The sequence below is a fragment of the SAR324 cluster bacterium genome (genome assembly GCA_029245725.1).
Lineage (GTDB): Bacteria > SAR324 > SAR324 > SAR324 > NAC60-12 > JCVI-SCAAA005.
Window position 1 is genome coordinate 17770 of the sequence record JAQWOT010000358.1, and the last position, 11956, is coordinate 29725.

General features: G+C 43.3%; 18 protein-coding genes and 1 pseudogene. 12 read left to right on the top strand and 7 right to left on the bottom strand.

Annotated elements, in window-relative coordinates:
- Window positions 1–159: 159 nt before the first annotated feature.
- Window positions 160–348 (bottom strand): annotated as a pseudogene (locus P8O70_19710) (DUF1289 domain-containing protein).
- A 695-nt stretch (window positions 349–1043) separates the two neighbouring features.
- Here P8O70_19710 and P8O70_19715 point away from each other — a divergent pair.
- From P8O70_19715 to P8O70_19730, 4 genes are all read left to right on the top strand, one after another.
- Window positions 1044–1232 (top strand): hypothetical protein, encoded by a 189-nt coding sequence (locus tag P8O70_19715; GenBank protein MDG2199067.1) that lies wholly within the window; start codon window positions 1044–1046, stop codon window positions 1230–1232.
- A gap of 265 nt (window positions 1233–1497) precedes the next feature.
- The gene (locus P8O70_19720) at window positions 1498–1791 is read left to right on the top strand and encodes a peptidase (GenBank protein MDG2199068.1); all 294 of its coding nucleotides are present in this window, start codon (window positions 1498–1500) and stop codon (window positions 1789–1791) included.
- 151 nt (window positions 1792–1942) lie between these two features.
- The gene (locus P8O70_19725; protein MDG2199069.1) at window positions 1943–2431 is read left to right on the top strand and encodes a DUF1772 domain-containing protein; all 489 of its coding nucleotides are present in this window, start codon (window positions 1943–1945) and stop codon (window positions 2429–2431) included.
- 466 nt (window positions 2432–2897) lie between these two features.
- Window positions 2898–3167 carry a hypothetical protein gene (locus P8O70_19730; protein MDG2199070.1) on the top strand — a complete coding sequence of 90 codons (270 nt, stop codon included), beginning with the start codon at window positions 2898–2900 and terminating at the stop codon, window positions 3165–3167.
- A gap of 448 nt (window positions 3168–3615) precedes the next feature.
- Here P8O70_19730 and P8O70_19735 read toward each other — a convergent pair whose 3' ends face one another.
- The 4 genes from P8O70_19735 to P8O70_19750 all read right to left on the bottom strand — a co-directional run bounded on the left by P8O70_19735 (window position 3616) and on the right by P8O70_19750 (window position 5485).
- On the bottom strand, window positions 3616–4359 hold the full coding sequence (locus tag P8O70_19735) for an NAD(P)-dependent oxidoreductase (protein MDG2199071.1): 744 nt from the start codon (window positions 4357–4359) through the stop codon (window positions 3616–3618).
- A 23-nt stretch (window positions 4360–4382) separates the two neighbouring features.
- Window positions 4383–4622: a hypothetical protein gene (locus P8O70_19740; protein ID MDG2199072.1), complete on the bottom strand. Its 240-nt coding sequence runs from the start codon at window positions 4620–4622 to the stop codon at window positions 4383–4385.
- A 24-nt stretch (window positions 4623–4646) separates the two neighbouring features.
- The gene (locus tag P8O70_19745; protein MDG2199073.1) at window positions 4647–5084 is read right to left on the bottom strand and encodes a pentapeptide repeat-containing protein; all 438 of its coding nucleotides are present in this window, start codon (window positions 5082–5084) and stop codon (window positions 4647–4649) included.
- Between the two features lie 116 nt (window positions 5085–5200).
- The gene (locus P8O70_19750) at window positions 5201–5485 is read right to left on the bottom strand and encodes a hypothetical protein (GenBank protein MDG2199074.1); all 285 of its coding nucleotides are present in this window, start codon (window positions 5483–5485) and stop codon (window positions 5201–5203) included.
- 163 nt (window positions 5486–5648) lie between these two features.
- Between P8O70_19750 and P8O70_19755 the strand changes: the two genes are divergently transcribed.
- Window positions 5649–5771 (top strand): hypothetical protein, encoded by a 123-nt coding sequence (locus P8O70_19755; protein ID MDG2199075.1) that lies wholly within the window; start codon window positions 5649–5651, stop codon window positions 5769–5771.
- Between the two features lie 283 nt (window positions 5772–6054).
- Here the strand turns inward: P8O70_19755 and P8O70_19760 are convergent, their stop codons facing one another.
- Window positions 6055–8067 (bottom strand): aldo/keto reductase, encoded by a 2013-nt coding sequence (locus P8O70_19760; GenBank protein ID MDG2199076.1) that lies wholly within the window; start codon window positions 8065–8067, stop codon window positions 6055–6057.
- A 342-nt stretch (window positions 8068–8409) separates the two neighbouring features.
- On the opposite strand from P8O70_19760, the gene P8O70_19765 reads away from it, so the two are divergent.
- Window positions 8410–8550 (top strand): hypothetical protein, encoded by a 141-nt coding sequence (locus P8O70_19765; GenBank protein MDG2199077.1) that lies wholly within the window; start codon window positions 8410–8412, stop codon window positions 8548–8550.
- A 238-nt stretch (window positions 8551–8788) separates the two neighbouring features.
- Entirely contained in the window at window positions 8789–9058 is a 270-nt protein-coding gene (locus tag P8O70_19770) for a hypothetical protein (GenBank protein MDG2199078.1), read from the top strand.
- Window positions 9059–9136: 78 nt separating this feature from the next.
- Here the strand turns inward: P8O70_19770 and P8O70_19775 are convergent, their stop codons facing one another.
- Window positions 9137–9388 carry a TIGR03643 family protein gene (locus P8O70_19775; protein ID MDG2199079.1) on the bottom strand — a complete coding sequence of 84 codons (252 nt, stop codon included), beginning with the start codon at window positions 9386–9388 and terminating at the stop codon, window positions 9137–9139.
- Between the two features lie 115 nt (window positions 9389–9503).
- Here P8O70_19775 and P8O70_19780 point away from each other — a divergent pair, with 115 nt between their 5' ends.
- From P8O70_19780 to P8O70_19800, 5 genes are all read left to right on the top strand, one after another.
- Window positions 9504–9731 carry a hypothetical protein gene (locus P8O70_19780; GenBank protein MDG2199080.1) on the top strand — a complete coding sequence of 76 codons (228 nt, stop codon included), beginning with the start codon at window positions 9504–9506 and terminating at the stop codon, window positions 9729–9731.
- A 243-nt stretch (window positions 9732–9974) separates the two neighbouring features.
- Window positions 9975–10355, top strand: coding sequence for a hypothetical protein (locus tag P8O70_19785; protein MDG2199081.1), 381 nt, complete (start codon window positions 9975–9977; stop codon window positions 10353–10355).
- A gap of 104 nt (window positions 10356–10459) precedes the next feature.
- Window positions 10460–10789: a GYD domain-containing protein gene (locus P8O70_19790; protein ID MDG2199082.1), complete on the top strand. Its 330-nt coding sequence runs from the start codon at window positions 10460–10462 to the stop codon at window positions 10787–10789.
- A 39-nt stretch (window positions 10790–10828) separates the two neighbouring features.
- Window positions 10829–11200 carry a nuclear transport factor 2 family protein gene (locus tag P8O70_19795; protein ID MDG2199083.1) on the top strand — a complete coding sequence of 124 codons (372 nt, stop codon included), beginning with the start codon at window positions 10829–10831 and terminating at the stop codon, window positions 11198–11200.
- 284 nt (window positions 11201–11484) lie between these two features.
- Window positions 11485–11880: a hypothetical protein gene (locus tag P8O70_19800; protein ID MDG2199084.1), complete on the top strand. Its 396-nt coding sequence runs from the start codon at window positions 11485–11487 to the stop codon at window positions 11878–11880.
- Window positions 11881–11956: the final 76 nt, after the last annotated feature.

Consider the following 11956-nt stretch of genomic DNA (forward strand, 5'->3'; position numbering starts at 1 on the left):
TTTGAATAAGAGTTTACTCCGTTCGAAAAACGGCGTTGAGGGCCAAGGAGACAAAGTTCTGAACAACTAATTCTTAATCTGTTTAAATTTGCATATTTTAATTTTCTGAGGCTAAAATTAGATGTTTGACTTTCTTCTGATTTTCTCAAGCCAATTTAACTAATCTGTAAGTTCCTTTTTTATTTGAACCATCCTTTTTTGTATTTCTTTTAGAAGAATATTTCTTGCGTAGGGTTTCATTACTTTCCATTGTTGACATTCCTTTCAAGTGCGACCACAACCTAGACACCAATTACTTTGATGAGAAAATGCACAAACACTGATGCAAGGACTTTTACTTCTTTTCACTCAAAGCCTTTTGCCTAATTTTATTACTCCAAAAATTTAAAAGATTGGGCTAATGAGCAACTTACATCACAAATGATAAAACTCATTTAGGAGTTACCCAAAAGACGGCTACATCTGCATATCATCTGCCTTAGACCTTGACTGAATCAAAATCTCTACAGAATTGGATTCCAAAATTTTGAAGATTGCTCAACTTGTCTCCAGATATTAATCAAGATACTTAATTTATGCTAAATCATCCGAAAAATACCTTCCAAGAAATGATAGGACTTCTTCTCAAAAATTACCTATTAAATTTAACGCTAGAATAATATTTTTGCAACTGAATTGCAAAAATATTATTTTCATTGCAATCAGAAATTACAGCAAATCTGGAGGACGAAAAAACGGTAATCTTGTCACTCAGCAGTGCGGTTGTTGTCGGTCCTTAAAGATGTGTTTCCAAGAGTGAGGTTCTTTTAAGCATTCATGCTTACAGGATATTCAAAGAAGCGGAAATATTTTGTTCGTTCACTACCTACACTTCTTTCAGAGAGGGTAAAATCATTACTCAAAAAATCGTTTCGGAAGAATTTAGACTACGATCCCAGCGAAGGTCAAGACTGGAACTGAGAAGATTACGACTGATCAGCAAGCAGTTGGTGGGCTATACCAACGCAGAAATCAAAGCATGCATAGCAGTATAAGGAACAATTATGATGAAATCTGAAAAATACATTAAGGTGTTAGCTCTGGGATTAAAAAATGATTTTCCCCTCGTGGATGAAATCTATCATCCAGATTATAAGTCGTTTGATTTTAGAGCAGGCATTTTTACGAATATTGATGATGATAAAATAATTGTTTCAACCTACACTGAAGAATATACTTATGGCCCATATTAAATAATTTATGAAAATGATGAATTTATATGTATTTACAAGTATACAAAAGATAAACTAGAGGGAGATGATGAACTATCAATTGATACAGTAATGCACGCCACTAGTTACAAGGACAGGAAAATAACAAAGCAGAAAATATGGTACATCACTTAGATTTTGGCTCAAATAAGTATTTAGACTGGAACTGGGAAGACTACAGGTGATCAACAGAAGAGTAATCAAGTTAACTAATTAATTAAAATCGTTTAAGTTTCAATAGGAATTAATGTTACTGGACAGATTAGTAAATTCTTTTTTTAGTACACTGCTACCTTCTGAAATCTCAATAAAAACTGAAACATTATTAAAAAATACTGCTTTATTGCTTGGCTTGCTTAGCGCAGTGGCAATCATTTTTGATTGGTACCCATTAACCATGTTTTTATCATTTCCATTTTGTCTCATTTGGATTTACTGCGCTTGGTTAAACACAGAACCACAACTAAAATGGGTTAATTTGGTTTTTCTTTTAATTTATTTCTTCGGTATTGCACGATATTTCTTTGAAATTGCTGAGTAGAAATAAGTTGAAATTACTTATTGGAGGGAGACTCCCTCAACCTCTGAAGATTCTGCTGGTCGGACTTGGTGGGTTGAAAAATTTCTGCAGGGATGTGGCAGTCACATCACGGAGTCTTTGCTCAAGTGATACGACATTTCGGAGATGAGATATGTTTTTTTGGGTTTTACTAGTTTCTACTTTGTTATGCACTCTGGTCACTGGTTTTGTCTTCACATACGCCATTGTCGTGATGCCGGGTTTTGGCAAGCTGAATGATCGGGAATTTATTCAGGCTTTTCAGGCTACTGACGGAATAATACAGAAAAATCAGCCACTATTTATGCTTGTTTGGATGGGTTCAATAGCTTCAGTAGTTGCAACGATGGTACTGAGTGTTGTCTACCTCCATGGAAATGAGCGCTGGGTCATTATCTTGTTTGGTACTCTTTATATCATCGGTGTGCAGGGCATCACGATTTTAGTCCATCTACCATTAAATAAGAGTCTTCAGGGCATCAAAATCAATGAGATGGACTACGAGTCCTTAAAGCAATTGCGCAGCAAATTTGAAGCACGTTGGAACTGTTTCAACAATATTCGTACTGGTATTGCCTTTGCCGTGAGCATGGCACTGATGTTCTCCCTGGGGTCAACCTAAGCAGGCATTTGACGTCAAGGCAAAGAAGCTATGAGATAATATATATTACATCAAAAATCCTTCCTTCTCGAGCCAATACTCATCTTGCCCTGCAAGTCCATCCAAACAAGCAATAACAGCGATCCTCAAGTCTCCCAGAGGCGCTCCAGCGGTAGGATCCGATAATTAGCCAGACAAGACGCAGTTGCCTCTGATCACGCCAATTTGTGAGTCAGCTATCTGTTGTGCTAATTACAATGAGCATCCGTAGATTTAAATCTGCAGATCCTGAAACCAGCTATTTTCATTTCAGCAGATATGCAGGTGGACTATGGGGTACAGGCCAGTTAGGACAAGTAAGGGAACTCCAATGCAACCTGCTCCTTGGAACCTGCCAAGTAGCTATGATGCTCTGGAGTTACATATCAAGCGAGTGGATGAATTCATTGAATCTCAGGACTTCTAACGCCTAGAGATTAGTCTGGAAGTGATTCTTCACTGGATTAGGCACCTTGGTTGGTTCGACATCGATGTGACCTACCCCAACTGGGGTGGCTATGATCCACCACAATGGTTGGATGGTGCTGAGAATCTTGCAAAGACTCCATTCTGGAAGAACCCACCAGAAGCATTTGCAGCAATCCTTGCAGATGGTGATCTTCCCAGCAATCAGCGTATGCTGAGAGGCTACAGTATTTGTAGAGTTGTGGGGTATATGGGAGTAGTGCTCTGGGAGGCACCGCTAGGTCTAGCCTAGACTGTGGAACCTTGTTGGAGCCAAAGCAAGGAAGCAGCTTAGACTTTCTTTGCCGAAGGCATCATGAAAATCACACATCTCTGCTTGTTACTTATCCTGCTCCTGATCCCAGCCTATTCCTTTGCAGAGTGTCCAGCCTACGAGCGCAAGGCGTGAAAGCACTGGGTGGATGAGAAGACAAAGACTGTCAAAATGCCTGGCATGAAGTGCTGATTACTGAGTCTCTCTCGCCAGTTGCACTCAAGACGAATAGAGGCTGCAGAGTTATATCAGGCAATTGGAATGGATTCATACTCTAGCAAGACGATCACTGATGCCAACCAATTGGATATCGACCATCTAGTGCCTCTGAAGGAAGCTCATCAATCAGCAGGCTACGCTTGGGATCCTGACAGGCAAGTTGATTTCACTGAATCAAGCTCTTCAGAAAGGGCGATCAACGGCTTTTTCAGTAAAATGTTTCAGCATCATCAACTGGATGAAAATCAAGAGAAGTGATTGTCTCTGTGAGCTCGAAGACCTTTCTGGAGTTATTGCTAATGGCGTAAGCAAGTAAATATTTTTTACCCACTTCCAATGCTCTCTCAAAAGAATGCACACAATCTCGGTGACTTAAGTACATGGCTCTCATGTAATCTTCTGAGGGAGTTCCCTGCATAATCGTGGGATCATTGCCTTTGACCACCCAGCCGATTCTGAGCCCAACAAATTGAATTCCGTATTTTTCAGAGAAGTACTTCCCTAAATTCTCACCAAATAACTTCGAAACCGCGTACAGGGAATCTGGGTTGGTCGGATCTGATAGTGAAAGAATTTTATTCTTGGAGGGATCTAGGGTCTCTGTCGTAGTTAAGAGAGTATCTCCATGTTGAGTATGATTCGTACTGGCAAAAATAATCTTACTGACCCGGGCTCTCCTGCACTCATTGAAGACATTGTAGGTTGCTTCAATATTATTTGGCTGAACACTTTCCCAGGGTGCGTTTGGACTTGGATCTGCTGCCAGATGAATCAATGCATCCAGACCAGAGAACTTGCCGACAACCTCAGCGCTTTTGGATAGGTCAATTTTTGTAGAGCCGAGTTCCTGATTTTCTTCAAGAGTAAATGATGTTAACTCGTGTTGCCCCACCAACCCATTGAGCAAGACAGTTCCAATTGTTCCATCTGCTCCAGTGATGCCTACTTTCATTATTTTTTCCTTTCTCGAATGCTTTACGGTTCACCCAAATCATTGGCTTCAGAAATTTCTGAGGCCGACCAGGCTTCTTCTAGTAATTTGAGCTGCTTCTGTTTCGGGTCATAGAGATCACCGACCATCGATTCAATCAAAACACGATAGTAATGCCGATCAACAAAAGTCCTTCCATGCTGGATCTCTTCAAAGCGATGACGCTGGTAGGCTTTAGAGTGTGGCAGTTCGAAATATTTGGATGAATCCGGATTCTTCGGCATCAGCAATTCAGGCTTTTGGTGTAGCTAGCAGTCATCGTTTCTGATAGATCCATCCGACATGGATGTGTTACAAAATTTGACCTGTTCCAGATCGGCATATTCCAAAACAGCCCTATCTAGCTTTGCCCCTCGCAGGTCGGCTCTGATGAGGATAGCTCCCCAAAGATCAGCTCCACTCAAGTCAGCATCCCTCAAATTAGTTTGACTCAGATCGGCTTCAATCAAGTTCACTCCCACAAGCTCAGCCTCGCTCAGGTCAGCTCTGCTTAGCTTGACCCCAAACAGATCAGCTTCTCTCAAACTGGCTTTGCTTAGATTCCTATCTGTTAGGTCCGCGAGAGCAAGATCACAATTGATACACTGATTGGTTCTCAAAAACTTGTCCAAGTCTTCTTCTTCATATCCAAAAACTTGCGAACCCAGTATTGCCAAGAACAGCGCGAGCAAGATTCGTTTGTTCATAGTTTCACGTGCCAATTACTCGTAGTCTTCCCAGTTCCATTCTTGTCCTTCGCTATGATCATAATCCAACTGTTCACGCATCGTTTGTTGGCTGATAACTTTCCCAAACTTATAGTTCACACCAGACAACATTGAAATAATACATACTTGTTGACTCTTGAAAACCGCTGAATGCAGAGGAACTCATGATTTTCATAGAGAACCTGATAGGGGCCCATGATTACCTTGCCTTTGCGTTTTAACAGAACTCGTTTGCTCATGTTTTTATCTAACTTCACACCATGATTTACTGATTCATAATCAGGGTGCACAAGTTCATCATACAAAGAAAAATCATCTTTCTGAATTGCCTGTCGCCATGCCCTATCGAATGCTTCTCCTTTCGTCGTCTGTACTTCCAATCAAGGTTTTTGGGTTAATTCGTAGGAAAAACAACCAACTCCCTGCTTACCCACCAGTTTCTTTTCCATTTCTCCCCCAGTCATCCTCCGAGTTCTTTGAAATGCTTGATAGGTTTATGGGCACATTCACTTTGTGCCAAATAACCAATTCTAAAGAGGCATCATGCAGTATGGACAAACTGATAAAACCAATCGAAACATTGCAATTTGGACCGCCTACATCTGCGGAGTCTTCATTTCTCTGGCAGTATTGGAAAGCCTACTCCAAGTACCTGCTGTTCAATAAAGAATCTTTAATTTTCTGAAACCAACTGAGGTCGAGCCACGTTCTGAGCACGACCTGCAGCGTGCAGGTAAATGGAGAACAACCGTGCCAGCGGGTTTTGCTTTCATGCCCGAATCTCTGTGGCCAATCAATAATGCTCCTTCCCTTGCTACGATACCCTGGTTGGGTTCAGACAACCTCTCCACTTACAGCCCCAGAAGCACCTCCCATTGAGGCTGTTCATCCTCCCTTTTCCTAGAACATCGTAAGACTGCCGAATCAGCTCAATACTCTCTGCAGTCTCCTAGCGCTCACTACGCTCAAGGTTCAACCAGGCAGTCTCTGAGGTACTCAGGGGTACTGTCATCGCCGGTAAGGTCGTGGCAATCTCACTGGGACTGCGAGGTCCAATGAGCGCCAGCGATGGGAACTGCTGACCCAACACCCAGGCAGTCGCAATGTTTTGGGCCTTTACTCCACGCTCTGCTGCGAGTTGAGTTGCGCGCCTGCGACGCTCTGCGTTGGCTTCAGAAGAGAAACAGGCATCCCCAGTCGTATCCGGTGACAGGGCGGTGCCTTGACCCGGTTGCAGAAAATAACCTCTCGCCTGCGAGGACCAGGACAGGTGTGTCGTGCCAGTCTCCCTCAAAAAGCCCAGCATCTCTGGCGTGTTGGAGGTAATGCAACCATCCCAGACTGGCTTTTCCATCACTGCAAGCGACAGGTTATTGTTTAGGATTTTCAGAGGTTGCAGCCCCTTTGAAGCGGCATAGGCGTTGGCTTCTTTGAAGCGGGCCACTGACCAGTTTGAACCACCAAAGGTCTCAATCAGCCCCTTGGCGTGGAGAGCATTCAAAGCATCTACGAACTCATCCACAGGCACATCAGGATTGTCGCGATGCATGATATAAATAGGGGCTCGTTCGATCTGTAAGCGTTCTAGGGAAATGGCTAACTGGGTTGCAATCACATCTGGAAGGCAGTACGGACTGTGCACACCCTTGACGACAACACGTGCTTCCTTTGTGATTCCACGGGCCGCCATCCATTGCCCCAGCACCGTTTCATGGACACCACCTCCATAGATGAAACCGGAATCAAAGCCATTTCCACCAGCCTCCCACCACGCGTCCCAGACGATCGCACCTTCATCAAGGGTGTCTCGGTTGTCACAGCCCATGATCAAGGCGCTGATTTCTCCAGTCATGCCAGGAATTCCAACGCGTGGAATCGCAGGAAGATTCGATGGCAGAGTACCGTTCAGGCTTCGAATGTGAGATGGATTCTCTCCATGGAGTTTGTAACCGGTGGCTTCCCGCCATGTTGCAATGACACGAGCATTACCCACACTGTCCGATAGATTTGGTGCTGGGCTTGGGGCTTCCGTTAGTCCATCAAGGATGGCACAGCTGGCTAGTTCCGCTTCATGAGCAAAAAGAATCCGAGGATCCTTAAGCTGCTCCACGCGCTTCTCACCAGCTACTTCAATCTCAATGATCGCATCTGAAGGACCGGCATCACGTCCAGGTATCCAGGGATTCGGCAGGTGGATACGTCCCTTGCTACCGATTACAGTTGCCGAATTGTCCATGGCTCTTCGGATTGATGTAGCACAACTGGCAGTGATGTCTTGATCAAACTTGAGGAGCGCGTGGGCCGTTTCGTCAACACCCAGCTGACCAAGGGAACCGATCCCCTGGATCTCAATTGGCTCAGCAAATGACACCCCTTGGGCTGCTCCAGCGACCAGCCGAGCGAAGGAAACTGGATAGACACCCACATCAAGAATCGCTCCTCCAGCCAGCTCAGGATTATCCAGACGTGATGCAGGATTGTAGGTCGAAGCAAAACCAAAACTCGCCTCAATGTGTTGAACTTTCCCAATCTCACCACTTCCAATCAATTCTACTAAGCGCTCAATCTGGGGATGGCAGCGGTACATGAAGCCTTCCATGAAGAAGCGTCCGGTTCCCTTGGCAACATCAGTCATGGCGACGACCTCTCCGGGGATCAGGCCAGCTGGCTTTTCAACGACTACATGCTTGCCAGCTCGCAGAGCTCGAATCACCAACTCTGCATGAAACGGATGCGGTGTAGCAATGTAGACCGCCTCAACCTGGGGCGCGACCAAGAGGTCATCGTAGCTGTTAAACCAACCTTCAGATGGTACCGAAAAGCCCTCTCCAAAGGCCTTGCAGCGTTCCGCATCACGACTAGCTATGGCGCAAAGCGTTCCATGATCACACTCCGCTAAGCCTTGTGCAAAATTAGCTGCGATTGAACCGGGACCAATGATGCCCCACTGAACCGTCTTCATGTGCTGTCCTTAGTTTATTTGTGGTAGTTCCAGAGTACGAATCTAATCTGTCGATAACCTAGCACTCTCTAGCCTTGGTTACAGTTTCCAATTGAGACGTTCAATTCAGGAATTCTCTAAACATAGGATAGTTTTTCATAAATTCAACAAATCCTTTTTCCGTTCAGACACTTTCTTTACTAGGACATCTCGCATCAACCTAATCCCTTTTTGAGCAGCTTATCAAAGCTAGCCCACCTGAAAAGACCATTTGCCTCTTGACTATCATCTGGTTGATATTAAATTTCTATATTCTAGCTACCGTAAGTTGGCATCTCAGTTACACATGTCAGATGGAACAGAATGAAAATCATTGCCAGTATCAAACTGACGAAGGGCTATGAGCACTGGAAAAGTGTAATTGAAAGTGAGCATCACAAGAAAGCCAGAGAAGAATCTGGAATCTTTTTTCTAGAATATGGCTATCAGGTAAAGAGTAGGTGAGTCTTCATTGTTAAAGAAATGGAGTCTGCAGAATCAGGCAAACAATTTTTGGCAAAGAATCCTAATTACGTCGATGAAGTTGGGTAGATCCATCATCACTCCAAGTCATTGTTTTAGAGGATTGAGTAGCTCTGGTCTCCTGAAATCAGACTACTCAAGCTGAGCCAGCTTTATTTGGTTCTAATCAATTAAACAACCGATAGGTTGAAAAAATAATTATTAATGCAGAGGACTGGAAATGCTAAATACGATGATTGTGCTGACAATGAAGAACTGTACTTATGATGATTGGAAGAAGGCCTTCGACGCTGACGCCGAAATGCAGTCTGACTTTATGAGGGAAACCATTGTCGGCAAAGTGGATGACCAAACAGCGGTGGTCAGTGCCGATGTGTTTGCACCCGAGAAAATGCAGCAGTTGATGTCAACACCTGAATTCAAGCAGATGGAGGAAGAAATGGGTCTAGAACACAGCGTCTATTTTCTTCAACCAGCCCCAACTGCGTAAGCGACCTACTTACAATTAGGGTCTGGTCAATTGGATCCCAATCACTCGCCTGAATCTAACAAACAATTTTTTGTTGATTCATTCGCTTTCCTCTTCTGAAGCAGAATTTCGTTTCTCCAGATTCAGCTTCTGATGCTTGGTCGTTCTTCCGGAGACCCTCTTCCTCCAAAGTTTGAAGGAAGAGGGCCTCAACGATCTCCGCATCACCTTGATGACCTCAGCCTCGGAGAGACCAGTCTCTTTCTTGATTTCTTCAAAAGTGATCCGATCCTGCCATGCAAGGTAGATAATTCGATCTGTTTGTTTTAGTGATAGTTGAGGTGTCCGCATTTCGCTATATCGGTACTTTGGTGAGGTTTTGAATTGAAGAGTCAGCAAAATCACCCCACGATATTACTGTTCATACAGCAAATCGATCCTCAAATTGACCTTAGCACTCTGATCCATGTACCTAGAGCTATTAACTCGATTGAAATGGTTTTGCAATCCAGAGGAAATACGTCAAGGTGAATATGATCCTTTTGGACCCAAGGAACCTACGCCCGGTCCACGAAAGCGCAGACCTCCACGTTTTGAGTTTCTGGGAGCGATCGGATTACTGCTTGGCATCTTTGGTGTCCTTGGCTTTCTGATCTTTCAAGCAGTGTTGTTCATAAATTATATAGCTGGTTAATCCATAAAGTTCTAAATCTATTCCTCCAACGACTTCTTTCCAAAAGCTGTTCGGCCAAAAGAGAAGATAGTCATTCAACCAAAAGATCAGAAAATTTCTAGAACTCCCAAAGATTGCTTTGCTTTTTCCTACCTTCTGATTGATCTTTAGAATAAATGAGTGAGACGTGTTGTCCTAATCAGTGAATAGCACGTTGGTGTCTCCCTCTTCCCAAGTAATTATCACTTTTTCAAGGAGATTCAGATGGATATCAATAAAGATTGTCACGCTTTTCATTTAGTTTTCAGAGCACCTGATGAAGAGGCCTCAAGGCTTGATGTGTTTTTTGAAGCTCATGAGAGGTTTATGCGAGAGACCCATTTCACTGAAGGTGATACAGAACCACGTGTCTTGGTTTATAACATCACAAAATGCCCTGAGCTGAAAAATCCGTTGAACCCAGATGAGGGCACCACAGGACATACCCTATTTGGACTACATGAAGTTTATCGGGGCCCTGAGGGTTGTGCAGCACACATGGCAGCTGGCCAAGCTCGAGAAGCTCTTTTTGCAGAATTCATCGACTTGGTACAAACCTATATGGTCAGCGGTTTATTGGCAGCGCCTGTGATTCGTACAATGTAAAACCTCCTCGGGATGCAGGCCTTTACTTTCAGAATGTATCCCCAACATCACTCACATATTGATTTGTCTTCTCAATAGCGCCTCAACAACAGAAGGAAAAACTTATGTCTCTCTATTTTTTCAGTGCAAAGTATAGCAATGCCGCTTTCAAAGGTATGGTTGACACTCCTCAAGATCGGGAAGCTGCCGCTAACAAGCTCTTCAATGCCATGGGTGTGAAGATGCACAATATTTACTTCAGTATCAGCAGCGCAGAAATTGTTGGAATTTTGGAGGGCAATGCAGAAAACATGGCGGCTCTAGAGATGGTAACAATGTCAACGGGAACCTTTACTTCCATAGATGCCAAGGAGGTTATTGACTCCAAGTCGATGACAGCTGCAATGGAGACTGCCAACAAAGTGGTTTCCGCCTATCAAGCACCAAATCAATGAAACGAAGCAAACACTTGTTTTCAAATCAGGAGCAGAAAGATGACGGCTGAAGAAATCGTCTTGGGAGGTTATGCCTCCTATGTCCAAGGAGATATGAAAGCTTTAGGAAGTATTTATCATCCGGAGTGTAAGATCACCGTTAATGGCAATCATGCTCTGTCTGGGGTCTACATCGGTTTTGATGCTTTTCACGAAGGCATTTTATCGAAACTCAATACTGCTTGGCCTGGCTTCAATCTAGAAATTCAAAAAGTCGTCTCCAACGAGTCAGATGTCGTTGTTTTCTTGAAGTTGACAGCCACTAATCTGGAATCTCGATCTATTCATCATTTCGTTGTCAAAGATGGATTGCAGGTGGAGTTCAACATACATGACGACAGCCAGTTAGCAGCCGCTGCCATTCAAATCTAAAGGAGGCTTTTTTTTGCACATGGGGGAACTCAGCAAAGCTTAATCCCCCTTTAACTTAAATTGAGTTCCCATCACAATCTTTGTGTTCGCTAGTTTACCATGAAAATGTTCCTGAAGGAATCTTAGCATTAGCAACAGAGATTCCACTAATTCCACAACTTACTTCTTGCATTTTTCCAACCTGTTGAATGATACTCTGCCAACTTTTTTTGCACCTCTTGGTTAGCAAAAGAATTTGAGTAATCACAATGATCTGTAATTTCTAAAATTGCATGGAGCTGCATATGTCAAATGCATGGGTAGGAAAATCTTCCGTCACCTTTGTTTTTTGGGTGCCAACTCAAGAGGGTGTGGAAGCTGTGAGACTTTTTTTCGAAGGGCATGCAAACTTTATGGGGATTAAGAGCCATCAACATGGGCCCTTAAAACTTATTCACTACTACATCTCTGAAGGTCCAGAGTGGGTTCGTGATGATGAGTTTTTTGAGGGCAAATGGCCTGAAAAAACCGGAAGAACCATATTCACTCTAAATGAAATTTACGAAACTGAGGATGGCCTGCACCACCATTATATTGAATCATCTGAATTTATACCTGAATTTGACGAATTGATTACAACTTATAAAATAGAGCTTTTAACTTTCAACCAGTTGAAAGTTATTCATAGTCTTTGGGACTGACGAGAATCAAATTGATTGCATCCCTGATGTGGGTAACATCAAAGGTTTTTTGATTACTGCGACTAGACTAATCAGT

Excerpts from the sequence above, each read along its gene's own strand:
- P8O70_19720 (MDG2199068.1), top strand. The coding sequence starts at position 1,498 with ATGTTACTGGACAGATTAGTAAATTCTTTTTTTAGTACACTGCTACCT.
- P8O70_19790 (MDG2199082.1), top strand. The coding sequence starts at position 10,460 with ATGTCTCTCTATTTTTTCAGTGCAAAGTATAGCAATGCCGCTTTCAAA.
- P8O70_19785 (MDG2199081.1), top strand. The coding sequence starts at position 9,975 with ATGGATATCAATAAAGATTGTCACGCTTTTCATTTAGTTTTCAGAGCA.
- P8O70_19800 (MDG2199084.1), top strand. The coding sequence starts at position 11,485 with ATGTCAAATGCATGGGTAGGAAAATCTTCCGTCACCTTTGTTTTTTGG.
- P8O70_19745 (MDG2199073.1), bottom strand. The coding sequence starts at position 5,084 with ATGAACAAACGAATCTTGCTCGCGCTGTTCTTGGCAATACTGGGTTCG.
- P8O70_19755 (MDG2199075.1), top strand. The coding sequence starts at position 5,649 with ATGCAGTATGGACAAACTGATAAAACCAATCGAAACATTGCAATTTGG.
- P8O70_19780 (MDG2199080.1), top strand. The coding sequence starts at position 9,504 with ATGTACCTAGAGCTATTAACTCGATTGAAATGGTTTTGCAATCCAGAG.
- P8O70_19740 (MDG2199072.1), bottom strand. The coding sequence starts at position 4,622 with ATGCCGAAGAATCCGGATTCATCCAAATATTTCGAACTGCCACACTCT.
- P8O70_19770 (MDG2199078.1), top strand. The coding sequence starts at position 8,789 with ATGCTAAATACGATGATTGTGCTGACAATGAAGAACTGTACTTATGAT.
- P8O70_19765 (MDG2199077.1), top strand. The coding sequence starts at position 8,410 with ATGAAAATCATTGCCAGTATCAAACTGACGAAGGGCTATGAGCACTGG.
- P8O70_19715 (MDG2199067.1), top strand. The coding sequence starts at position 1,044 with ATGATGAAATCTGAAAAATACATTAAGGTGTTAGCTCTGGGATTAAAA.
- P8O70_19775 (MDG2199079.1), bottom strand. The coding sequence starts at position 9,388 with ATGCGGACACCTCAACTATCACTAAAACAAACAGATCGAATTATCTAC.
- P8O70_19725 (MDG2199069.1), top strand. The coding sequence starts at position 1,943 with ATGTTTTTTTGGGTTTTACTAGTTTCTACTTTGTTATGCACTCTGGTC.
- P8O70_19795 (MDG2199083.1), top strand. The coding sequence starts at position 10,829 with ATGACGGCTGAAGAAATCGTCTTGGGAGGTTATGCCTCCTATGTCCAA.
- P8O70_19735 (MDG2199071.1), bottom strand. The coding sequence starts at position 4,359 with ATGAAAGTAGGCATCACTGGAGCAGATGGAACAATTGGAACTGTCTTG.
- P8O70_19760 (MDG2199076.1), bottom strand. The coding sequence starts at position 8,067 with ATGAAGACGGTTCAGTGGGGCATCATTGGTCCCGGTTCAATCGCAGCT.